17 protein-coding genes and 1 pseudogene are annotated in these 22,930 nt (G+C 65.0%); 9 read left to right on the top strand and 9 right to left on the bottom strand.

What is annotated here, in order from left to right; genetic code table 11:
* Positions 1-305: pseudogene (locus PMES_RS16690) on the bottom strand (hypothetical protein); the annotation flags it as partial.
* 229 nt (positions 306-534) lie between these two features.
* Between PMES_RS16690 and PMES_RS08200 the strand changes: the two are divergent.
* The gene (locus PMES_RS08200) at positions 535-1,014 is read left to right on the top strand and encodes an Lrp/AsnC family transcriptional regulator (protein WP_159965219.1); all 480 of its coding nucleotides are present in this window, start codon (positions 535-537) and stop codon (positions 1,012-1,014) included.
* A gap of 3 nt (positions 1,015-1,017) precedes the next feature.
* On the opposite strand, the gene PMES_RS08195 is transcribed toward PMES_RS08200, so the two are convergent.
* From PMES_RS08195 to PMES_RS08170, 6 genes are all read right to left on the bottom strand, one after another.
* Positions 1,018-1,920: a hydroxymethylglutaryl-CoA lyase gene (locus tag PMES_RS08195; protein WP_159965218.1), complete on the bottom strand. Its 903-nt coding sequence runs from the start codon at positions 1,918-1,920 to the stop codon at positions 1,018-1,020.
* A 15-nt stretch (positions 1,921-1,935) separates the two neighbouring features.
* The gene (locus tag PMES_RS08190) at positions 1,936-3,873 is read right to left on the bottom strand and encodes an aconitate hydratase (RefSeq protein WP_159965217.1); all 1,938 of its coding nucleotides are present in this window, start codon (positions 3,871-3,873) and stop codon (positions 1,936-1,938) included.
* A complete protein-coding gene (locus PMES_RS08185) occupies positions 3,866-4,372 on the bottom strand; it encodes a TRAP transporter small permease (RefSeq protein WP_159965216.1) in 507 nt (168 codons plus the stop codon). Before PMES_RS08185 ends, PMES_RS08190 begins: the two co-directional genes overlap by 8 nt.
* Before the next feature lie 72 nt (positions 4,373-4,444).
* Entirely contained in the window at positions 4,445-5,482 is a 1,038-nt protein-coding gene (locus PMES_RS08180) for a TRAP transporter substrate-binding protein (RefSeq protein ID WP_159965215.1), read from the bottom strand.
* A 35-nt stretch (positions 5,483-5,517) separates the two neighbouring features.
* The gene (locus tag PMES_RS08175) at positions 5,518-6,813 is read right to left on the bottom strand and encodes a TRAP transporter large permease (RefSeq protein ID WP_159965214.1); all 1,296 of its coding nucleotides are present in this window, start codon (positions 6,811-6,813) and stop codon (positions 5,518-5,520) included.
* A 79-nt stretch (positions 6,814-6,892) separates the two neighbouring features.
* Entirely contained in the window at positions 6,893-8,083 is a 1,191-nt protein-coding gene (locus tag PMES_RS08170; RefSeq protein ID WP_159965213.1) for a CaiB/BaiF CoA transferase family protein, read from the bottom strand.
* 554 nt (positions 8,084-8,637) lie between these two features.
* On the opposite strand from PMES_RS08170, the gene PMES_RS08165 reads away from it, so the two are divergent.
* Together PMES_RS08165 and PMES_RS08160 are read left to right on the top strand one after the other, a co-directional pair.
* The gene (locus PMES_RS08165) at positions 8,638-10,905 is read left to right on the top strand and encodes a molybdopterin guanine dinucleotide-containing S/N-oxide reductase (protein WP_159965212.1); all 2,268 of its coding nucleotides are present in this window, start codon (positions 8,638-8,640) and stop codon (positions 10,903-10,905) included.
* A 50-nt stretch (positions 10,906-10,955) separates the two neighbouring features.
* On the top strand, positions 10,956-12,071 hold the full coding sequence (locus tag PMES_RS08160; protein WP_159965211.1) for an NADH:flavin oxidoreductase/NADH oxidase: 1,116 nt from the start codon (positions 10,956-10,958) through the stop codon (positions 12,069-12,071).
* Between the two features lie 68 nt (positions 12,072-12,139).
* On the opposite strand, the gene PMES_RS08155 is transcribed toward PMES_RS08160, so the two are convergent.
* Together PMES_RS08155 and PMES_RS08150 are read right to left on the bottom strand one after the other, a co-directional pair.
* Positions 12,140-13,795, bottom strand: coding sequence for an alpha-glucosidase (locus tag PMES_RS08155; protein WP_159965210.1), 1,656 nt, complete (start codon positions 13,793-13,795; stop codon positions 12,140-12,142).
* Between the two features lie 31 nt (positions 13,796-13,826).
* Complete coding sequence (locus tag PMES_RS08150; protein ID WP_159965209.1) at positions 13,827-15,515, bottom strand: alpha-amylase family glycosyl hydrolase; 1,689 nt, start codon at positions 15,513-15,515, stop codon at positions 13,827-13,829.
* 292 nt (positions 15,516-15,807) lie between these two features.
* Between PMES_RS08150 and PMES_RS08145 the strand changes: the two genes are divergently transcribed.
* The 6 genes from PMES_RS08145 to PMES_RS08120 all read left to right on the top strand — a co-directional run bounded on the left by PMES_RS08145 (position 15,808) and on the right by PMES_RS08120 (position 22,928).
* Positions 15,808-17,160 (top strand): PQQ-dependent sugar dehydrogenase, encoded by a 1,353-nt coding sequence (locus PMES_RS08145; protein ID WP_159965208.1) that lies wholly within the window; start codon positions 15,808-15,810, stop codon positions 17,158-17,160.
* Between the two features lie 211 nt (positions 17,161-17,371).
* The gene (locus PMES_RS08140) at positions 17,372-18,361 is read left to right on the top strand and encodes an ABC transporter ATP-binding protein (protein ID WP_159965207.1); all 990 of its coding nucleotides are present in this window, start codon (positions 17,372-17,374) and stop codon (positions 18,359-18,361) included.
* Entirely contained in the window at positions 18,358-19,503 is a 1,146-nt protein-coding gene (locus PMES_RS08135) for an ABC transporter ATP-binding protein (protein ID WP_159965206.1), read from the top strand. Before PMES_RS08140 ends, PMES_RS08135 begins: the two co-directional genes overlap by 4 nt.
* Complete coding sequence (locus PMES_RS08130) at positions 19,500-21,011, top strand: ABC transporter substrate-binding protein (protein ID WP_159965205.1); 1,512 nt, start codon at positions 19,500-19,502, stop codon at positions 21,009-21,011. Before PMES_RS08135 ends, PMES_RS08130 begins: the two co-directional genes overlap by 4 nt.
* A gap of 73 nt (positions 21,012-21,084) precedes the next feature.
* Positions 21,085-22,029: an ABC transporter permease gene (locus PMES_RS08125; RefSeq protein WP_159965204.1), complete on the top strand. Its 945-nt coding sequence runs from the start codon at positions 21,085-21,087 to the stop codon at positions 22,027-22,029.
* Positions 22,029-22,928 carry an ABC transporter permease gene (locus PMES_RS08120; protein WP_159965203.1) on the top strand — a complete coding sequence of 300 codons (900 nt, stop codon included), beginning with the start codon at positions 22,029-22,031 and terminating at the stop codon, positions 22,926-22,928. Before PMES_RS08125 ends, PMES_RS08120 begins: the two co-directional genes overlap by 1 nt.
* Positions 22,929-22,930 lie beyond the last annotated feature (2 nt).

The raw sequence follows: 22,930 nt of genomic DNA, 5'->3' as shown, positions 1-22,930 counted from the left end.
GCAGGACCCACAAGTTCATGCAAAAGACCGTCCGTCTCGATCCGCGACCCTGCCGGATCGATCACACCCCGAGGCGGTCGCGAAGGCCGTACCACCACGAGCCGGCAACCGAATAAGGCACCCGCAAGGCCCGGCCCCCCGGGAATGGAACCCACGGCAATCCTGCGAATACGTCGAAGCGGGACAAATCCCCTGCAAATGCGCCCAAAGGTATGCGAGCCCGTCACGCCGTGACCGCTATAGCCATGGGCAAAATAAACATCGTCTCCCAAGCGGCCCAGCCCCTTCATCGACAGCAGATTCACCAGTTCTGTCTCCCACTCGGCTGTTTGCGAGAAAATATCTCTGCCGTAGCGCGTTCACGAATACGAGTCCGCAGCCATGCCCGCATCGGGGAAAGCTTCTCGAAAGGCGGCCCGATTTTACGGACCTTTGTCGAGCAAGATTGGCCGAAACCCGTTTGGCCTGTTAGAAGCGAGAGACTTGGGTCATCGTCAGGCCAGCGCATTAGATAAGGTAAGGAGCGCGGTCCGAATGCCGAACATCCAGCTCGACTCGATTGACCTGAAGATCCTCAAGATCCTGCAGGAAGATGCTGACATCTCCAATGTCAGCCTCGCGGACCGGGTGGGTCTGTCGCCGTCTCCATGCTTGCGCCGGGTTCGCATTCTCGAAGAGGCGGGGATCATAAAGAAGCGCGTGACGCTGCTCGACGCATCGGCGTTGGGGTTGCACGTATCGGTGTTCGTCTTGGTCCAGCTTGAGCGACAGATCAAGGAACAGCTGGCCGCGTTCGAGACCGAGATCCGCAAGCGGGCCGAAGTGGTGGAGTGTTATCTCATGACCGGCGAGAGCGATTACCTGCTGCGTGTTCTCGTGCCCGACCTGGCGACTTACGAGCGCTTCCTGAAGGACAGTCTGACGCGGATCGAAGGGGTGGCGAACATCCGGTCGAGCTTTGCGCTTCAGCAAGTCAGCTACTCGACCGCGCTGCCACTCGTCCACCTGCAATAAGGATCACGCCGCGCGGTTTCGCGGAACCTGCCTCAGATGACCCCCCACGACGCCACCAGGCAGGGCGGCAATGCGATCGGCGACCGAAAGAAGCCCGTCCATGTCGATCCCCGTATCGAAGCCACCTTCGTTGAATGCGAAAACCAAGTCTTCGGTGGCCGTGTTGCCGGTAGCGCCCGGCGCGAAGGGGCAGCCACCCAGTCCGGCGGCGGCGGTATCAAACGCATCAACGCCGGCGTCCCACGCCGCCAGCGCATTGGCCACACCCTGCCCAAAGGTATCGTGGCCGTGATAGGCCCAGACATTACCGGCCGTCCCCTCCACTGCCATCGCGGCGTGAAAGCGATTGCGAACCGCGAACGGATTGGCCCGGCCGGTGGTGTCGCACAGAGCGATTTCGGCCTCTGGCGCGATCTCGGCGCAGCGGCGCACTGCCGCTAATACATCGTCGAGCGGCACGGTCCCGTCGAACGGACAATCGAAGGCCGTCGCCACGTCGATCCGGAGCGCGACATCGCTCGGCAGGGCCGACGCCACGGCGGCTAAACCGTCGAGCGACTGCGCGACAGTTTGGCGAACGTTGCTTTGGTTATGGGCCTCGGATACCGAGAAAACGTAGCAGACCTCCTTCACGCCGGCGGATATGGCATTCTCCGCGCCGCGAATATTCGGGACCAGGGCGCAGAGCCGGGCCGGCAGGTCCATCACGGCCGCCGCAATCTCGGACATGTCTGCCATCTGCGGGATCGCCTTCGGTGACACGAACGAGCCTATTTCCACGCGCGGGCAGCCAGCGGCCACCAGATCGCGGATGATGCCGATCTTGATATCGGTGGGCAGCGGGTCGGCGATGGATTGGAACCCGTCGCGCGGGGCGACTTCGCAGATATGGGGACGGCGGGTCATCGGAATATCATCCTCTCAGGCGGCTTCGTTGCGGTCGCGGATCCAGTTGATGACGCCTCCCGCCATCAGGATACCGCGTTGGCGGGGGCTCAGATCGTGCTTCAGGGTGATCGCACGGCCTTCGATCTCGGCCCGGATGTCATTGCCCTCGGCAATCTGGGTGCGCAGGTCCTGGATGCGGACCCTATCGCCGCGTCCGACGCGTTTGCGGTCAGCGGGATCGGCGAAGGTCAGCGGCACGACCCCGAAGCTCACAAGGTTCTGCCAGTGGATGCGCGCAAAACTCTCCGCGATCACCAGCCCGAGACCCATGATCGCGGGAACGAGGGCGGCATTTTCACGGCTCGATCCCTGTCCGTAGTTGCGTCCGGCGACGATGGCATGTCCGTTCTTCTCGGCGGCGGCCTTCGCGGGGTAGCTTTCGTCCACCCGTTCGAACGCGAATTGCCGGGTGGCATAGACGTTGGACCAGTAAGGCAGCGCATGGCCCGCCGGGATGATATCGTCGGTCGAGATGTCATCGTCGACCGTCAGGATAACCGGCAGATCGATCCGGTTCGGGATCGGATCGAGCTGCGGCAGCGTCGGGGTGTTGTCGGTCGACAGCAACGCGGGACGGATCGCGGCGTCGTCCCGCGGGCCGTGGGCGAAGCCCGCATCGGGCATCGGCATCGCGGCAGGCTCCGTGATGCGCGGATACGGCATGTCGAGCGTCCGCGGATCGGTGATCTGTCCCGTCAGGGCCGAGGCGCCGGCGGTCTCGGGCGAACAGAGGAACACCGCATCCTCGCGCGTGCCTGACCGGCCGGGAAAGTTGCGCGTGACGGTGCGCAGGCTGTTGCGTCCGGCCGCGGGGGCCTGTCCCATTCCGATGCAGCCGTTGCACCCCGCCTGGTGCAGCCGGGCACCCGCCTGGATCAGGGGGCCGAGCTTCTTTTCGGCGATCAGGGTCTCGAGGACCTGGCGCGACGAGGGATTGATGTCGAGCGACACGCCCTCGGACACGCGGCGGCCGGCCACGATATCGGCCACGACCGCGAAATCGCGATAACCGGGATTGGCGGAAGAGCCGATATAGGACTGCCAGCAGGGCTCTCCGGCGACCTCGGCCACCGCCGCGACATTGCCGGGCGAGGAGGGCAGGGCGATCAACGGCTCCAGCGAGGACAGATCGACATGATCGTGCAGATCATAAGTGCAACCCGGATCGGCAGCGAGCGGAACGAAATCATCGTCCCGGCCGCGTGCCTCTAGGAACCGGCGCACCGCGTCGTCCGAGGGGAAGACGGTGGTGGTCGCACCCATCTCGGTTCCCATGTTCGCGATGACATGACGATCCATGGCCGACAGGCAGGCAAGCCCTTCGCCGTAAAACTCGAGGATGCAATTCTTGGCCCCGGCAACGCCGTGGCGGCGCAAAAGCTCAAGGATCACGTCCTTGGCCGAGACCCAGTCCGGTAGGGCGCCCGTGATCTCGACCCCCCAGATCTTTGGCATCGGGATGAACAGCGGCTCCCCGGCCATGGCCAGCGCGACCTCGATCCCGCCCGCGCCGATGGCGAGCATTCCCAGCGAGCCGGCGGCGGTCGTGTGGCTGTCCGAGCCGACGAGGCTTTGGCCCGGAACGCCGAAACGCTCCATGTGTACGGGATGGGAAATGCCGTTCCCAGGTCCCGAATAGGTGATCCCGAAGCGCGCGCAGGCGGATTTCAGGAACAGGTGACTGTCCGCGTTCAAATGGTCGGACTGAACGAGCCCGTGGTCGATATATTGCACCGAGGGACGCGTCACGACCTGCGTCACGCCCATGGCGTCAAGCTCCAGCATGACCAGGGTGCCCAGCACATCCTGCAACAAGGCCTGGTCCATGCGCAGCGCGATCTCCTCGCCCGGCCGCATCTCGCCGGAAACGTATTTGGCGGCGATGAGCTTTCGGGAGAGGTTTTCAGACATTCTGCAGATCCTCCCTGTCGTCCTGGTTGCGGCCGGTAATCGCGTCGAGGACGTTCAGTGCAAAGCGGACCGCGAGCAGCCCGAAGCCGATCGGGATCATGGCATAGGGAAAGACCATCGGCGTGCCGAAACTCGACGACACCCGTTCGCCGTAGTCCCACGCTTGAAAGGCCATCAGGTAGCCGCGCCAAGCCATGATGCCGGAGAACGCCACCCCGAAAAGACCTATGACGACCCGCGTCGCGCGTTGCCCGCCCTTGCCCATCATGTCCGAGAAGAAGGAAATGCGGATATGGCTGTCGGTGCGCTGCACGTCCGCGGCGGTCATGATCGCCACGTAGATGATAAGAAAGGTGTTGATCTCGAGGGACCACGACGTCGGCGCGGTGAAGAGGTAGCGCATGATCGCGTCGTAACAGATCGTCACCACCATGAAGGCCAGGACGATTTCGCCTCCCCCGCGGCTCAGTCTCTCCAGACCTTCGAATATCTTTCTCATGGGCGCTGTTCCTTGCCGAACGATCCTCGGGGACCGGCCGCGCGGAGGGTGCCCGCGCGGCCGGTGATGCATTCAGGAGCCGTTGCCCAGGGCCAGCGCGATCGCGCGCTCTCCGACCTCGGCGCCGACCTCCTCGATCCAGGCGTCCCGGACCGCCTGCGCGACCTCGTCCAGTCTGGCCAATTCCTCCTCGGAGGGCTCGACCACCTCGAGGCCGGCCTCCTCGATCATCGGCCAATATTCGTCAACGTAGATCGTGTCGTTGGCCTGTGCCGCGCCGTTCTCCTCGAACCATGCGGCGGCCTCGTCGAAGGCGGCCTTCTCGGCGTCGCCCAGACGCTCCCAGCGTTGCGTGGTGGTGAACAGGCCAATGCCGTAAGCGGTCATCGGCAGCTTGTAGACCACGTCGAGCTGTTCCTGCAGCGACCGGCCGATGACGGTCGAGATGTTCGCCACCGCCGCGTCCACTGTGCCGCGCTGCAGCGCGAGGTAGAGTTCGGAAGACGGAATGCGCACCGCGGCGGCCCCGAAATCCTCGGCCACCTTCGTCGCCTCGAAACTGACGACGCGGATCTTCTTGCCCTCCATATCCCCGATCGAGCGGACCGCGCCGCCCTCCGTCGACCAAAGATATTCCGGCTCGAGGATGTTGCCCATCATCGAAGCCATGTAGAGGTCCTCCTTGGCGAGTTCCTCATTGATTAGCTCGAACAGGGGCGAGCCCTTGGCGATCCGGCCGGGATTTTCGTAAAGCGCCTCGACCACCCCGGGCAAACCGGTGATCCCGAGGATCGGGATCGATCGGGTCACGTAGCTGGTGGTGTGGAACATGAAGTCGATTGTGCCCGCGCGCAGTGCAGGAAGTTGCTCATCGGCCTTGAGCAGTTTGCCGCTGTCGTAATAATCGACGCTCACGGCGTCGCTCTCGTTCAGGCGCTCGACGAAGCCCGCCGAGCCGTAGGACAGCGCCTTGTAGCTCGGTGGCAGGTAACTCACGCCGGTCAGCGTGGTCTCGGCGGCGGCAGAGCCCGCCAGACCGAAGACTGCGAACATCGTGCCACCAATCAGCATGGCCGTGTTGGACAGGAAAGTGCGTCGCGTCCGTGTCATCTCAATATCCTCCTTTTTGAGTGAACGACGAGTGGTTAGAGCAGTCCGGGCAGCCAGAGGCTGATCCCGGGGAACAGGACGAATATCATCAGGACGAAGAACTGAACGAAGACGAACGGCACAACGGAGCGGATGATGTCCTCGATCTCGAGTTGTGGACAGACCCCCTTCAACGCGTAGAGGTTCAGCCCGACAGGGGGCGTGACGACCGCGATCTCCAGGTTCATCACCAGCACGATGCCGAACCAGAGCGGGTCGTAGCCGAGCGTCTGGATCAGCGGCAGCAGGATCGGTGTCGTCACGACGATCAGCGACACGGCGTCGACCAGCATCCCCAGAAGGACGAGGGCGATCATGATGAGCGTCAGGATCGCCCAGGCGGGCAAATCCGTGGCGGTCAGTGCCGCGGAGACGGTCTCGGGCACACGCACGAGGTTCAGGTAGTCGCCGAAAATCTTCGCGCAGCCGATGATGAGCATGATCGCACCCGAAACCCGGATCGAACTCACGAAGATCTCGCGCGCCTGCGCCCAGCTGAGACAACGGAACACCACCGCGGCGATGAACATCGCGCCTGCCGCGCCGAACGCGGCGGCCTCGGAGGGCGTGGCGATACCGGCATAGATCGCGCCCAGCACGATGAAGACCAGCAAGAGCGCGTGCCAGACGCCGCCGAGCGCGCGGACCTTCTCGCCCGTCGAGGGCGCCGGGCCATCCTGTGCGGGTGCCTCATCGGGGTTCCGGCGCACACGGATGTAGATGTAGAGCGACAGTGCCAGCGCCAGCACGAAGCCGGGGAGGATGCCGCCGATGAACAATGCACCGACCGATACCCCCGACACCGCGCCGTAGATGATGAAGGGAACCGAAGGCGGGATCAGCATGGCCAATGCGCCCGACGATGCAACCGAGCCGGCTGCGAGGGTGCGCGAATAGCCACGCTCGAGCATCTGCGGCACCGCGATCGCGCCTACCGCCGCGACGCCCGCGACCGAAACACCCGAGACCGCGCCGAAGATCGCCGAAGCGCCAACGGTCGCGATGGCCAGGCCGCCACGCAGCCATTGCAGCCACAATGACGCGGCATGGAACAGGTTGCGGCCCACCGGCGTCGCGCCGAGGATGTTGCCCATCAGAATGAACAGCGGCAGGGCGATCAGCTCGAAACTGTTGAGTTGCCCGAAGAAGGAGGTGGGCGCGAAAAAGAACGCGATGGACCCTCGCGCCATGTAAAGACCCAAGAGACCCGATGCCCCGAGCGCAAGGAAGATCGGCGCCCCCGCCCCGATCAGCCCCAGCAGGACCACTACCACCGAGATCGGCTCTAGCACGGCCGCGGCCTTGTATCTCGCATCTGAATGGTCATCGCTTTCCTCCCGCCTTTTATGTCGTTCGTGCCCCGCCGCTTCGCTAGATCACGCCACGTTCGCGCATCTTCGCAAGAGTGGCATCGTCGTAGCCGAGGGTCGAGCTCAGCACTTCGTCGGTATCTTCGCCCAGCTCCGGACCCAGGCCGCGAATGCTGCCGGGACTGGCAGACAACCGTGGAAAGACGTTCTGCATCGCAAGCGATCCGCGCTCGGGGCCGGACACGCGCACCACGCTCTCGCGGGCCGCGAAATGCGGATCGTTCAGCATGTCTGCCGCGGTATAGGCCAATCCCACGGGCACGCCGGCCTCGGACAATTGGTCCACGATCTGCTGCGCGGGAACCGTCCGCGTCCACTCGCCCACGCGCGCATCCAGTTCCGCCTGGTTGCGCCCGCGCGCCCGGTGGTCGGCATAGCGTTCGTCTTCTGCCAGTTCGGGCGCGCCCATGACCGCGCAGAGCCGTTGGAACACGGTGTCCTGGTTGGCACCGATGATGACTTCCTTGTCGTCGGCGGTCGGATAGGCGTTCGAAGGCGCGATGCCGGGCAGGGCGGATCCGAAACGCTCCCGGATATGCCCGCCGGAATCGTATTCGGCGACCAACGCCTCGGTCAGGCTCAGCACCGCTTCGTAGATGGCGCTGTCGATAACCTGGCCCTTGCCGGTCTTGTGCCGATGCTCAAGCGCCAGGAGGATGCCCAGGGCGGCGTTGAACCCCGCCATCGTGTCCCCCAGGCTGAGCCCGACCCGTACGGGCGGGCGGTCGGGATAGCCCGAGACGTAGCGCAGGCCGCCCATGGCCTCGCAGACCGAGGCGAACCCGGCTCGTTGGGAGTAGGGTCCATCCTGCCCATATCCCGATACCCGCGCCATGATGAGACGCGGATTGACCTTGGAGAGGTTATCGTAGCCAAGGCCCCAGCGTTCCATCGTGCCGGGGCGGAAATTCTCGATCAGGACATCCGCCTCGCCCACGAGATCGCGCAGGATATCCTGACCCTCGGGGGTGCGAAGGTCCAATGTCACCGAGCGTTTGCCCCGCGCGATGACGTTCCACCATACCGGCGTGCCATTCGCGTCAAGACGCCCCCATTGCCGCATGGCGTCACCCTTGCCCGGAGGCTCGACCTTGATCACCTCGGCGCCGAAATCGGCCATCATCTGCCCGGCAAACGGGCCAGCAATGAGCTGACCAAGTTCGATGACGCGAATGCCTTTCAAAGGACCCATTAATACTCCCTCCCAACGCATTTTACCCTATTGCGCGTACCGGGCCCTGAAATTGCGTATTGGATCGAATAACTTGGAAAGATTGGTGCTTTCCATCACGACTTACGTATCATTAAATATTTTGTGCTAACATTTGCGACCCCAGTGGTGAGCAGTCCTGCCGTTCACGCGGTTTGCGGCATCCGGGATCATTCGACATTTCATGCGGGTTCCGGCGTGGGTTCGCAGTCGTAAGGTGGCGATCAAGCCAGTCGACGGGCGCTGCGGAACGGCAAAAAACGCACGCTGCGCAAATGGATCACCCAGTTGCCTCAAGCCGTCTTCCAAAAACGCCAACCGGACAAAAGACACCGATGCCAAAACCATGCCTGTCCGCAAGCCGCGCTTCCAACTCGCCCTCCCGCGTGATCGCCTTTCGCCCTATCCTACTCCGGACGCATCGGGGAGGCGCGTGTGTTCAGCCCGGGCGGCCGCAACCGGATCCTGGAAAACCGGACTTGACCCTGCGCGAACGCGCACAGCACCATGCCCATCGAAACCGATGGACACTCAGCATGAAAACGAAGTCGCGCAGCCTGCTCACAAGCACCCACTGGGGAACATACAGGGTCGATGTCATCGACGGGAAGCTTCGCGGTCTTCGCGACTTCGAGCATGACCGGGATCCGTCACCGATCGGACAGGGCATCGTCGATGTGCTGACCGGTCCGACCCGCATCACGCAACCGATGATCCGCAAGGGCTGGCTCGAGAACGGGCCTGGCCCCGCATCGGGCGGGCGGGGGGAGGACGCGTTCGTCGCGGTGAGCTGGGAGGAGGCGAACCGGCTCGTCGCCGCGGAGCTCCGGCGCGTCATCGAGGCGCATGGCAACAACGCGATCTATGCCGGCTCCTACGGATGGGCCAGCGCCGGACGCTTCCACCACGCGCAGGGTCAGCTCAAGCGGTTCCTCAACTGTATCGGCGGCTACACGAGTTCGCGGAACACCTACAGTTTCGCCGCGGCGGAAGTCGTGGTTCCGCATGTTCTCGGCAGCTTCCGCGGTCCCCTGGACGAGACGAGCGGCTGGGCCACGATCGCATCCGATTGCGAGCTCTTCGTGGCCTTCGGCGGGGTTCCGTTGAAGAACGGTCAGATCTCGCAAGGCGGTCTCGGCCGGCATGTCCAGAAGGCCGGGCTGAGCCGCGCGATGGAGGCCGGGGTTTCCTTCGTCAACATATCCCCCCTGAAATCCGACCTCATGGACGGGCCCGACACGCGCTGGATCACCCCGCGCCCCTCGACCGATGCCGCCCTGATGATCGGCCTTGCGCATGTCCTGCTCGAGGAGGGGCTCCATGACACCGGCTTCCTGAACGATTACACCGCCGGTTTCGCGCGCTACGCCGCCTATCTTCGCGGCGAGACGGACGGCATCCCGAAAACCGCCGAATGGGCCGCCGAGATCTGCGCGGTGCCGGCCGACACAATCAGAGGCCTTGCCCGCGAGATGGCCGGGCGCCGGACGATGATCTCGGTCAGCTGGTCCTTGACGCGGCAGGATCACGGCGAGCAACCCTTCTGGGCCGCGATCGCACTCGCCGCGATGCTCGGACAGATCGGCCTTCCGGGCACGGGGATCGGGTTCGGTTATTCGGCGATGAACAACATGGGGCTGAGCCGGCGGAAGATTGATTATGCCGCGCTCCCCCAGGGGCGCAATCCGGTCCGCGACTTCATTCCCGTCGCAAGGATCACGGACATGCTCGAGCGGCCCGGGGAGACGATCGATTACGACGGCGCCCGCATCACGTATCCCGACATAAAGCTCGTCTGGTGGGCAGGCGGCAATCCGTTCCATCATCACCAGGACCTCAATCGGCTGCGCAAGGCATGGCAAAGGCCCGATACGGTGATCGCGAATGAATGGTGCTGGAACGCCCTTGCCCGTCATGCCGATATCGTTCTGCCTTGCACGACGCCGCTCGAGCGCAGCGATATCGCGCTGACGCCGAAGGATCCGTTCCAGGTCGTCATGGACCGTGCCATCGAACCCGTTGGCGAGGCTCGAGACGACCATGACATCCTGCGCGGGATCGCGGCCGCGATGGGTGTCGAATCCGCCTTCACCGAGGATCGCAGCCCCGAGGAGTGGCAGCGTTGGCTCTACGACATTTCCCGTCAGTCGGCGGCACGAGAGGGGGTCAGCCTGCCCGATTGGGACACATTCCAGGCCGAGGGGTATTTCGAGGTGCCCGACCCTGAACAGGAAACCGTCCTGCTTGCGGCCTTCCGCGCCGATCCGCGCGGCGCACCGCTTTCCACCCCGAGCGGACGGATCGAGATCTTCTCCGAAACGATCGCCGGGTTCGGCTATGACGATTGTCCGGGCCATCCCGCCTGGATCGAACCGCTCGAATGGCTCGGTGCGCCCTCCGTCTATCCGCTGCACATGATCTCCAACCAGCCGAGCACGAAACTGCACTCGCAGCTCGATCATGGCTCGGTCTCGCAGGCGGGCAAACGCGGCGGGCGCGAGCCGGTCCTGATGAACCCGTCGGATGCCGCGGCGCGCGATCTGTCGGACGGTCAGACGGTCCGCCTCTTCAACGGCCGGGGGGCCTGCCTGGCGGCGCTTTGCATCGACGAGCGGATCATGCCTGGCGTGATACAGATCGCGACAGGCGCCTGGTTCGACCCCGATGGATCAACCTGCCGGGCCGGCAATCCCAACGCGTTGACCCCCGACAAGGGAACCTCGCGCCTTGCCCAGGGCCCGATCGCCCATACGTGCATGGTCGAGGTCGCGGCTTTCGAGGACGATCCCCGATTCTCTTCCTGACCGATCACCATCACGCCATTCGCACCCAGACATACAAGAGATAACGCTCCATGCCCCTTCTGTTCGAACCCCTTGATATCGGCCCCCTGCACTTGGACAACCGGATCGTCATCGCGCCGATGTGCGAATATTCCGCGGAGGACGGATCGGCCCAGGACTGGCACATGATCCACCTGGGCTCCCTCGCCCTGTCGGGTGCCGGCCTGATGATCCTCGAGGCGACGGCCGTCTCGCCGGAGGGGCGTATCTCGCCGGGCGATCTGGGCCTGTACAACGCGCAGAACGAAACGGCGCTTGCTCGGGTGCTCGGCGCCCTGAGGAAACATTCCGCCATGCCCGTCGCGATCCAGCTCTCGCATGCCGGACGCAAGGGGTCGAGCAAGGCGCCATGGGAGGGCGGCGCGCAGATCCTGCCGGACGAGCCGGACGGGTGGAAGACGGAAGGCCCCTCCGACATTCCCCATGCCGAGGGCGAGGATGCGCCGCTCATGCTCGATGCCGAGGGGCTCGCGCGCGTCAGGGAGGATTTCGTCGCGGCTGCCCGCCGGGCCGAGGCGCTCGGCCTGCAGGGGATCGAGCTTCACATGGCGCATGGCTACCTGCTCCACCAGTTCCTCTCGCCCCTGTCGAACAGGCGGGAGGATGACTATGGCGGCAGTCTCGAGAACAGGATCCGTTTCCCGGTCGAGGTTTTCGAGGCGGTGCGTGCGGCCGTCTCGCCGCAAATCCCGGTCTGGGTGCGCGTCTCGGCCACGGATTGGGTGCCCGGCGGCTGGGATGTCGAAGGAACGGTGACGCTGTGCAAGGCACTGGGCGCGGCGGGCTGCGCGGCGGTCCATGTCTCTTCGGGCGGGCTGTCGCCCCGGCAGAAGATCGCACTGTCTCCTGGCTATCAGGTCGACTTCGCCCGCCGGATCAAACAGGAGACCGGCCTGCCGACCATCGCCGTCGGTCTCATCACCGAAGCCGGGCAGGCCGAGGAGATCCTGCGCTCCGAAGGGGCCGATGCGATCGCCTTGGCACGCGCTATCCTCTATGATCCGCGCTGGCCCTGGCATGCGGCCGCCGAACTGGGGGCACAGGTCAGCGCGCCGCCGCAATACTGGCGCTCGCAGCCGCGCGAACAGAAGGACCTCTTTGCGGGGGCATCTGTCGGCCAACGCTGAACGCGCCGAAGGACGGGACCGTTATCGAAATCGCGGCGGCATGACACGGATGCCGCCGCGAGCGCGTCTCAGCCGCCGCGGATCAGCACGGCGAAGCTTTCATAGGGTGCGAGCGTCATCATGGGTTCGATCGCCGCGCGCGGTTCATGTGACGCGATCAGCGCGTCTCCCGCTCCGCAAACCGCCTCGGGCATGCACACATCGCAGGGCTCGCCCGTGAAATTCGCGATGACCACGGCGCACGTCTCCTCCTGCACGCGGCGATAGGCGAAGATCGCCGGATCATCCGGCAAAAGCGGCTCCGTCCGGCCGTGAGTGACAATGTCATGCTCGCGCCGCAGGGCGATCAGCTTGCGGTAGTGGGAGAAGATGCCGCCCGGATCGGCCTTGTCGCCTTCGACATTGATGATCGGAGCATTGGCGTTGGCCTCGAGCCAAGGCGTGCCCGAGGTGAAGCCGCCATGCGCGCCGTCGCTCCATTGCATCGGCGTGCGGGCGTTGTCGCGGCTGTTGCGGTTGGCCCCGGCGATGAACTCGGCCGGATCGACCCCGAGGGCGATCTGCTCCTCGAAATGGTTCAGCGTCTCGAGGTCACGATACTGGTCGATCCGCTCGAACCGGGCATTGGTCATGCCGATCTCCTCGCCCTGGTAGATGAAGGGCGTGCCGCGCAGCAGGTGCAGCACCGTCGCCAGCATCTTGGCGGCGGCGACGCGGTGCGCGCCGTCATCGGCATAGAAGGACACCTGCCGCGGCAGGTCATGATTGCTGAGGAAAAGCGCGTGCCAGCCATCGCTCTCGGTCAGGTCCTGCCAGTCGAAGAGCGCCCGCTTGAAACCACGCAGATCGAAGGGTTTCGGCGCGAACTTGCCGCGCTCGGGGTGCCAGCCCTCGCGGATATGCGAGAACTCGAACACCATGTCGAGCTCACCGCGATCGCGCCCGCAATAGAGCAGACCCGTTTCGGGCGAAACCGACCAGCTTTCGCCGATGGTGACGATGTCGCGCCCGTCGAGCACCTCGCGGTGCATCTCCTGCAAGAACTTGTGCAGATCCGGCCCCTCCTCGTAGAGCCCGGCATCCACGTCCTTGCCGATGAGGCTGATCACGTCCATTCGGAAGCCGGCGATGCCCCGGTCGAGCCACCAGCGCATCATGTCGTAGATCTCTTCGCGCAGGGCGGGGTTCTGCCAGTTGAGATCGGGCTGCGCCGGACTGAAATGGTGGTAGTAATATTGGCCCACCTCCTCGACATAGGTCCATGCAGGTCCGCCAAAGGCCGCGCTCGCGGCATCGGGCGGCCCGCCATCCGGGGCCGGATCCCGCCAGATGTAGTAATCGTGCTCGCGGCAATCGCGCGTGACACGCGCGGCCTTGAACCACTCGTGCAGCGAGGAGGAATGGTTCACCACGAGATCCATGACGATCCCGATATCGCGTGCGCGCGCCTCCGCGATCAGGTGGTCCATATCCGCCAGCGTTCCGAATTCGGACGCGATGTCGCGGTAATCGGAAATATCGTAGCCGTTATCGACCATCGGCGAGGTGAAGACGGGCGAGAGCCAGATGAACCCTATGCCCAGGTCGGACAGGTGTCCGAGCTTCGAGACGATGCCGGGGATGTCCCCGACCCCGTCGCCGTTGCTGTCTGCGAAACTGCGCGGATAGACTTGGTAGGCGGTGGCGCGATGCCACCATTTCTCGTCTTGTCGGGATCGGGTCATGTCGGTCCTTTTCGAGTTCGGCTCGCGAGGATCAGGCCAGCGCCACGCAGGACAGGGGTGCGAGCGTCAGCCGATCCTTGTCGAGGGTGAAATCGCCATTGGCGAACTGGGGCTTGAGGCAGGAGCGCGGCAGGGTGACCTCGGCGCTATCAAGGCCGAAATTCGCGGCGCAGAAGATGGATGTTCCGCCCTTTTCGCGCTCGAAGACGATGGCCTCGAGTGGCGTATCGGTGAGGATCGTTTCAGGCGCCGTGCGCAAGATCGGCACATCGCGGCGCCAGCGCAGCAACCTGCGCACGAAATGCAGGACGGAATCGGGATCGGCCTCCTGAATGTCCACCGATTTTTCGCAATAGGCCTCTGGCACCTCGTGCCAGGGCGCATCGCTTTCGGAGAAGCCGCAATTCTTGGCACCGCTCTCCCAAGGGAGGGGGCAACGCACCCCGTCCCGGCCGGTGAAATCAGGCCAGAGTGCCTTGGCCCAAGGGTCTTTTATCTCGTCGAAGTCAAGCTCCGGCTGCTCAAGGCCGAGCTCTTCGCCCTGGAACAGGATCGTGCCGCCAGCAAGGGTGCATTGCAGGAAGAGCAGCAGCTTGGCCGCGTCGCGCTCGCGGCCGGCTTCGCAGGCCTTTGGCATGAGCGCCGAGACCGACCGCTCGCTGTCATGGTTGGTAAAGACATTCATGCTCAGGCCGGGCACCAGCAGGCGGGAGCGGATATCGATCATCCCGGTCCATTCTTCCATCGTGTCCGCCCGGTTGATCAGGTCGAAATCGTAGACTGCGTGCAGGCGATCCTGGTCGACTGTGTATTTCGGCGCGAGCCGTGAGCTGTCCACATCGGCAAGCTCGCCGATCAACACCCGCTGCGGCGTGTATTCGTCGGCGACCGCGCGAATGCGGTGCAGGATCGGAATCGCCTCGGGCACGTCACGGTCGAAAAGATGGATCTGCTGCTTGAAGGGATTGTTGGCGCCGCCACCGACGGAGGGATTCTCGCGGCTGCGCGCAGGAGGGTTCGAGCGCAGCTCGCGGTCGAAGCCGAGACACTGGATCGCATCGATGCGGAACCCGTCGACGCCCATATCGAGCCAGAACCGCAGGTTGTCACACATCTCGTCCAATACGTCGGGGTTGAAGAGGTTCAGCGCAGGCTGGCTTTCGAGGAAGGGGCGATAGACAAATTGCGCCCGGCGCGGCTCCCATCGCCACGCACGCCCCCCGAAGGAGCTGATCCAGTTGTTGGGCGGCCCGCCATCGGGCGCCGGATCGGCCCAGACATACCAATCGGCCTTGGGATTGTCGCGGCTCGACCGGCTTTCCTCGAACCAGGGGTGCTCCTCGGAGGTGTGACCGAGGATCTGGTCGAACATGATCTTGAGCCCGCGCGCATGCGCCGCGTCGATCAGCTCCTGAACGTCGCCAAGCGTGCCAAAGGGGGGGTGCACCGCCCTGAAATCGCTGACATCATAGCCGTTATCGGTTTGCGGAGAGGCGTAGAAGGGCGAAAGCCAGATGCCGTCGATCCCCAGGTCGCGCAGGTAATCGAGCTTTTGCGTGACGCCGGGAATGTCCCCCATGCCGCTGCCTGTCGTGTCCTTGAAGGAATGGACATAGACCTCGTAGTAAACCGCGCCGCGCCACCATTCGGGCGGCTCCGGCACCTCGCCCTGGTGCGTGATGGCATAGATCAGTTCGGCATCCCGTTCGGTCGTCGACATATCGGTTCTCTTTTTGTCGGGACACGGGGGAGGGGCGCTGGCCCTGTCGCATCCAAGGGGTCATCGAGGGCACCCGGGGCGCAAGACGGCGCGCGGCTGCGCGAGCGTCCCGGCGCACTCATGCCCCCGGGTGCGATCCTTGCCGCGGTCCCGGGGCCCGGAGCCGTTTCGAGCTTTCCAACGATGCGCCGGCGGTGGAGTTCCGAGCAGCGCGCCGCCTGAAAGGGCTCGCAAAGACCGCCGACGGATGCAACCATTGCGCCGAACCCATCACGGCCGCAGAGGATCGAAGATGCCCCGATTGCGCAACACCCGCCGCCTCGGCGCTCTCTTCGGGGGCGCGCTTGCCCTCTTCGCGCTCGCAGGCTGCGGCAGGGAAGCCGCCGCGCCGAACACGATCGGGGTCGGCCCGTCCCCGGCGCTGCCCGCCCCGCGCGAGACGGTGATCCCGACCGTCAACATCGCGCCCGCCCGCGGCTGGGCCGAGGGACAGATGCCCTCTCCCGCCGCCGGGCTTGCGGTCACGCGCTTCGCCGCCGGTCTCGACCATCCACGCTGGCTCTATGCCCTGCCGAACGGCGACGTGCTGGTGGCCGAATCGAACGCCCAGCCCAAGCCGCCGAAGGGCCTGCGGGACATCGCCATGCGCATCGTGATGGGACGCGCGGGCGCGGCGACCCCAAGCGCGGACCGCATCTCGATCCTGCGCGACGGCGATGGCGACGGGATCGCGGAGAACCGCGGCGTCTTTCTCGACGGCCTGACCTCGCCGATCGGCATGGCCCTTGTCGGCAGCACCCTCTACATCGCCAATACCGACGGGATCGTCACCGTGCCCTATCGCACGGGAATGACCCGGGCCGAGCAGGCGCCAGAGCCCTTCTTCCCCCTGCCGGCCGGGCCGATCAACCAGCATTGGACCAAAACTCTCGTTGCGAGCCCCGACGGGCGCACGCTCTATGTCGGCATCGGCTCCAACAGCAATGCCGGCGAGAACGGGATGGAGGCGGAGCAGGGGCGTGCCGCGATCTGGCGCGTGGATATTGCCAGCGGGCAAGGCGCCCTGTTCGCAAACGGGCTGCGAAACCCTGTCGGTCTCGATATCGACCGCTCGAACGGCAAGCTTTATGCTGTCGTGAACGAGCGCGATGCGCTTGGCGACAATCTCGTGCCCGACTATCTCACCTCGGTGCGCGAGGGTGCGTTCTACGGCTGGCCCTACAGCTATTTCGGGCAGAATATCGATCCTCGGCCGAAACCGCGGCGTCCCGATCTCGTCGCGGCGGCGGTGGCGCCGGATTACGGGCTGGGATCGCATGTCGCGCCGCTCGGGCTCGACATCTCCGACCGTCCGCAAGACGGCATCGCCGCACGCTACGGGCGGGGGGCCTTCATCGGGCTTCACGGCTCATGGAACCGACGGCCGCGCGTTGGCTACGAGGTGGTTTTCGTGCCCTTCGACCGGGATGGCCCCACCGGCCGGCCTGCGACGGTGCTCGGCGGCTTTCTCGATGGGGAGGAGGCACGCGGGCGGCCCGTGGGGGTGATCCTCGACGAGCGCGGCGGCCTTCTGGTTGCCGATGATGTCGGAAACGTCGTCTGGCGGGTGAGCATGGATGCGCGGGGCGCCGGCGAGGGCCGCTGAACCAATCGATTGGTTGGCCTGAAATCGCCCCTGCTCGACCTCGCCGTTTTAGTTTCGGCACGATCCGGAGTCGTTCCCCACAGTTTATTGCCCTATTTCTCGGCATTTGTACGAAAGTTGCGTTTGGCGCGCCATGCAGGCTTGCCAGACCATTCTCGATGATCCACCAATAACGGATTGGTTCGGTCAAAGGTTTGATGGGAACGCACGCATGACGACACCGCTTCTTGCTGTCGAGGATCTCAGCTTCCGGTTCCGGGGTCATGACCAAGACGTGGTGCAGAACCTCTCCTTCGCGCTCGGGCGCAACGAGACGCTGTGCATCGTGGGCGAGTCGGGCTGCGGGAAGAGCGTGACGGCACTCGCGCTGATGGGGCTCTTGCCTTCGGATGCGGTGCGCTTCGGCGGTGGCCGCGTTACCTTCGACGGGGACAGCTATGGCATCGAGGACGCGGGTCGGATCGCGTCGATGCGCGGCGACCGCATGGCGATGATCTTCCAGGAGCCGATGACCTCGCTCAATCCCGCCTTCAGGATTGGCGACCAGATCGCGGAGGCAGTCGAGCGGCATCGCCGTTGCGGAACCGAGGCGGCCCGGGCCCGCGCGCTCGAGATGCTGCGCCGGGTAGGCATTCCCGCGCCGGAGCAGCGTCTGGACGAATACCCCCATCAGTTGTCCGGCGGAATGCGCCAGAGGGTCATGATCGCCATGGCGCTCGCCAACGATCCCGAGGTGCTGATCGCCGACGAGCCGACGACCGCGCTCGACGTGACGGTGCAGGCGCAGATCCTCGATTTGATCGCCGAGCTGCAGACCGAGACGGGCATGGGCACGATCATGATCACCCACGACCTTGGCGTGGTCGCCGAGATCGCGACCAACGTGGCGGTGATGTATGCGGGGCAGGTGGTCGAATACGGCTCCGTGCAGGCGATCTTCGACGATCCGCAGCATCCCTACACGATCGGGCTGATGTCCTCGGTGCCGAGCCTGACCGGACCGCACCGCCGGCTCTCGACCGTTCCGGGAACGGTTCCGTCCATCGGGCAGATGCCGCCCGGCTGCCGGTTCTCGAGCCGCTGCCCCTTTGCCGCGCCGATCTGCGCCGAGCGCCCGCCGCTCGCCCCCATCGGTGGTGCGGATCATCAGGTCGCCTGCCATTTCGCCCCCCTCGAGACGATGCAGGAGCGCCGGGCATGAGCGACGTGATCCTCAGGGCGACAGGGCTGCGCAAGCATTTCCGCACCGGTGGCGGCATGTTCGCCAGGCAATCCACGGTGCGCGCCGTCGACGGTGTCACGCTTGACGTCCGGCGCGGCGAGACCTTTGCCATCGTCGGCGAGTCGGGCTGTGGCAAGTCCACCCTCGCGCGGCTGCTGATGCGGCTTCTGGAGCCGACGGATGGACGGATCGATTTCGACGGGCGGGATATCTCGGACCTGAAGGGCCGGGACCTGCGGGATCTGCGCCGCGAGATGCAGTTCATCTTCCAGGATCCGTTCTCCTCGCTCAATCCGCGGATGAGCGTCGGACGGCTGGTGGCGGAGCCGCTCGAGACGCATCATCCCCAGATGGGTCGCGAGGAGCGCCGCGAGGAGGTCGCGCGCCTTCTGGGCATCGTCGGCCTGCGCCCCGAACATGCCGATCGCTATCCGCACGAATTCTCGGGCGGCCAGCGCCAGCGCATCGGCATTGCCCGCGCACTGGCCTCGCGTCCGCGCCTCGTGATCGGGGACGAGCCGGTCTCTGCGCTCGATGTCAGCGTGCAGGCGCAGGTGGTGAATCTGCTGCACGATCTGAAGGCCGAGTTCGACATGACGCTGGTCATTATCGCGCATGACCTCGCGGTGATCCGCCATATGAGCGACCGGGTCGCGGTGATGTATCTGGGCCAGATCGTCGAGACCGGAACCACGGACGACATCTTCGCCCATCCCCGGCACCCCTACACGATGGCGCTCCTCTCGGCGATCCCCGAGCCCGTGCATGGCCGTGCCCGCACGCGCCTTGCCCTGTCCGGCGAGACGCCGAGCCCGGCGAACCCGCCCTCGGGCTGTCGGTTCCACACCCGCTGCCCCTTCGCCCGCGAGGATTGCGCGCAGCGTGTGCCCGAATTGCGCCCCGCCGGGCCGGGCGGCCAGCACGCCGCCTGCCATTACTGGGAAGAGATCGCGGCGGAACGCCCGGATGCGGGCACACCGCCGGCGCACGAACGCAAACCGCAGGCCGCCGCGCGCTTCGCACTCTACGAGGCGGCCATAGACAGGCTCAACGACAGACCCGAAACGGCGGTCAACGCCGGGGCGAATGACATGACGCAACAGGAAGAGGACAGAAGATGACATTGAGAAAAACCACCCTGCTCGCTGCCCTGCTCGGCAGCGCCGCGATGAGCGCGCATGCGGCCGATCTGCGCATCGCGCTGCAATCCGATCCGGACGTGCTCGATCCCGACCAGTCGCGCACCTTCGTCGGACGCATCGTCTATACCGCGCTGTGCGACAAGCTCGTGGACATCACGCCCGAGCTCGAGATCGTCCCGCAGCTCGCCACCGAGTGGAGCTGGAACGAGGATGGCACGCAGCTGACCATGAAGCTGCGCGAGGGGGCCATGTTCCATGACGGCACCCCCATCGACGCCGAGGCGGTCGCCGCCAATATCGACCGCTCGCAGAACCTCGAGGAAAGCCGCCGCAAGTCGGAAGTCGCCTCGATCACCGGAACCGAGGTGCTTGGCCCGAACGAGATCCGCATCGATCTCGGCCAGCCCGACGCGACCCTCCTGGCGCAGTTCGCCGACCGCGCGGGAATGATGGTCTCGCCCACCGCCGCCGAGGAAGCCGGGGCCGATTTCGGGCTCAATCCCGTCTGCTCGGGCCCGTTCAAGTTCGACGAGCGCGTGGCGCAGGACCGCATCGTCCTGAGCAAGTTCGACGATTACTGGAACGCCGAAGAGATCAATTTCGACACCGTCACCTATCTTCCGATCCCCGATACCACCGTGCGCCTGGCCAACCTGCAATCGGGCGACGTGGACATCATCGACCGGCTCGCCGCCACCGATCTGGAGCAGGCCGAGAGCGATCCGAGCATCAAGGTCGAGAGCGCCGTCTCCCTCGGATACCAGGGGATCACGTTCAACCTCGACAATGGCGAGCGCGGCGACAACCCCTGGGGCAATGACAAGCGGCTGCGCCAGGCGCTCGAGGCGGCAATCGACCGCGACGCCCTCAACCAGGTCGTGTTCAACGGGGCCTTCGCCGGGGGCAACCAGTCCTTCCCCCCGAACTCGCCCTGGTATGACAAGGATCACGAGAGCCCGGCACGCGATGTCGAGAAGGCGCGTGCCCTTCTGGCCGAGGCTGGATACGAGGACGGCATCGACCTCGAGGTGCAGGTGCCCAATTCGCCGGTGCCCATGCAGGTCATGCAGGTGATCCAGTCGATGGCCGCCGAGGCGGGGATCAACATCACGCTGACCTCCAAGGAATTCGCCACGATGCTCGCCGATCAGAGCGCCGGCGATTACACGGCGAGCCAGGTGGGCTGGTCGGGCCGCGTCGATCCCGACGGCAACATCCACCAGTTCATGACCACCGATGGCGGCATCAACGATTCCAAGTTCTCGAACGAGGAGGTCGACCGCCTTCTCGACGAGGCGCGGGTCGTCACCGATACCGACAAGCGCAAGGAAAGCTATGATGCGGCGCGCGACATCCTCGTCGAGGAACTGCCGATCATCTACCTCTATCACCAGACCTGGATCTGGGGCCTTGCCGACGAGATCGAGGGCTTCACGCCTTATCCCGACGGCATGATCCGTCTCGAGGGCGTCACCAAGTCCGAGTGATCCGATTAGCGCGCCGCCGAAGATCCCGATTTTCGGCGGCCCGCACCCACCCTCCCCTTTCGGAGCAGTGCAGATGCTCAGCTTTCTCCTGCGGCGGATCGTGATCGCGATCCCGACCGTGATCCTGATCTCGATCTTCGTCTTCGGACTGCAAAAACTGCTCCCCGGTGATCCGATACTCGCCATGGCGGGCGAGGAGCGCGATCCCGAGGTGATCGAGTTCCTGCGCGAGAAATACCGTCTCAACGATCCGATCCCGGTGCAGTATCTCAACTGGATCAAGGGGGTCCTGACCGGCGATCTGGGCATATCGCTCAGGACCAACCAGCCGGTGACCGAACTGATCGGGGAGAAGCTTCCCGTGACGATCCAGCTCGCGGTCATGGCACTGATCTTCGCGCTGGTGATCGGTATTCCCGCCGGGATCCTCTCGGCGGTCAAGAAGGGCACCGTCACCGATTACATCGCCAACGTGGTCGCGCTGTCTGGTCTCTCCATTCCCAATTTCTGGCTCGGGATCATGCTGATCCTGCTCGTCGCGGTGAAATGGCGGCTCCTGCCGGCGTCCGGCTACGTGCCCCTGAGCGAGGATTTCTCCCGCTCGATCACCACGATGATCATGCCGGCCTTCGTCCTTGGCACGGCGCTCGCGGCGACATTGATGCGGCACACGCGCTCGGCGATGCTGGGGGTGCTGAAATCCGATTACGTGCGCACCGCCCGCGCCAAGGGTCTCGCCGAGCGGCGCGTGATCCTCAAGCACGCCTTCCGCAACGCCCTCACACCGATCGTCACGCTGACCGCGCTGCTCTTTGGCGAACTGGTCGCGGGCGCCGTGCTGACCGAGCAGATCTTCACCATTCCGGGCTTCGGCAAACTGGTCGTCGATGCGGTTTTCAACCGTGACTACGCGGTGGTGCAGGGGATCGTTCTGGTCACCGCCGTCGGGTTCATCGTGATGAACATCCTCGCCGATGCCGCCTATTTCGTCCTGAACCCGCGCCTGAGGAAACAGTGATGGCCCAGCCCGCGACACCGCAAACCATCGACCCGCAAAGCGCCGCCGATCCCGTCCTCTCGGCCCGCCCCGAGAACCGCGTGTGGAAGAAGTTCAGGAGCCACAAATCCGCGATGCTCGGCGGCTTCCTCGTCGGCTTTTTCATCTTGATGGCACTTATGGCGCCGATCCTGCCGATCCCCGATCCGGTTGCGACCGATTGGGGCGCCGTGCGCAAGGCGCCTTCGGCAGCACACCCCTTCGGCACCGACGAGATCGGACGCGACGTGCTTTCGCGCCTTGTCTGGGGCGCGCGCGCCTCGCTGATGGCCGGCGTCGTCTCGGTGGGGATCGCCCTTCTCGCGGGCGTCCCGCTCGGCATTCTCGCGGGATATTTCGGCGGCTGGACCGACAGCGTGATCTCGCGCTGCACCGAGGCGTTGCTGGCGGCGCCCTTCCTGATCCTCGCGATCGCGCTCGCCGCCTTCCTGGGCCCCTCGCTCGGAAACGCGATGATCGCCATCGGCCTTTCGGCTACGCCGATCTTCATCCGCCTGACGCGCGGGCAGGTGATCTCGGTCAAGGCCGAGGATTATGTCGAGGGCGCGCATGCGACCGGCCTGCCGACGCACCGCATCCTCACCCGCTACATCTTTCCCAACATCCTGCCTCCCGTCCTCGTGCAGGCGACGCTGACTATCGCCACCGCGATCATCGCCGAGGCCTCGCTCTCCTTTCTCGGGCTCGGCCAGCAGCCGCCGGCGCCCTCATGGGGCTCGATGCTCAATACCGCCAAGAACTTCCTGAGCCAGGCGCCCTGGATGGCGCTCTGGCCGGGCATCGCGATCTTCCTGGTCGTTCTTGGCTTCAACCTTCTGGGCGACGGGCTGCGCGATGCGCTCGACCCGCGCGAACACTGACC

This window comes from Profundibacterium mesophilum KAUST100406-0324 (assembly GCF_009835145.1).
In the GTDB taxonomy this organism is placed as follows: domain Bacteria; phylum Pseudomonadota; class Alphaproteobacteria; order Rhodobacterales; family Rhodobacteraceae; genus Profundibacterium; species Profundibacterium mesophilum.
This window is presented reverse-complemented; position numbering and strand designations above follow the sequence as displayed.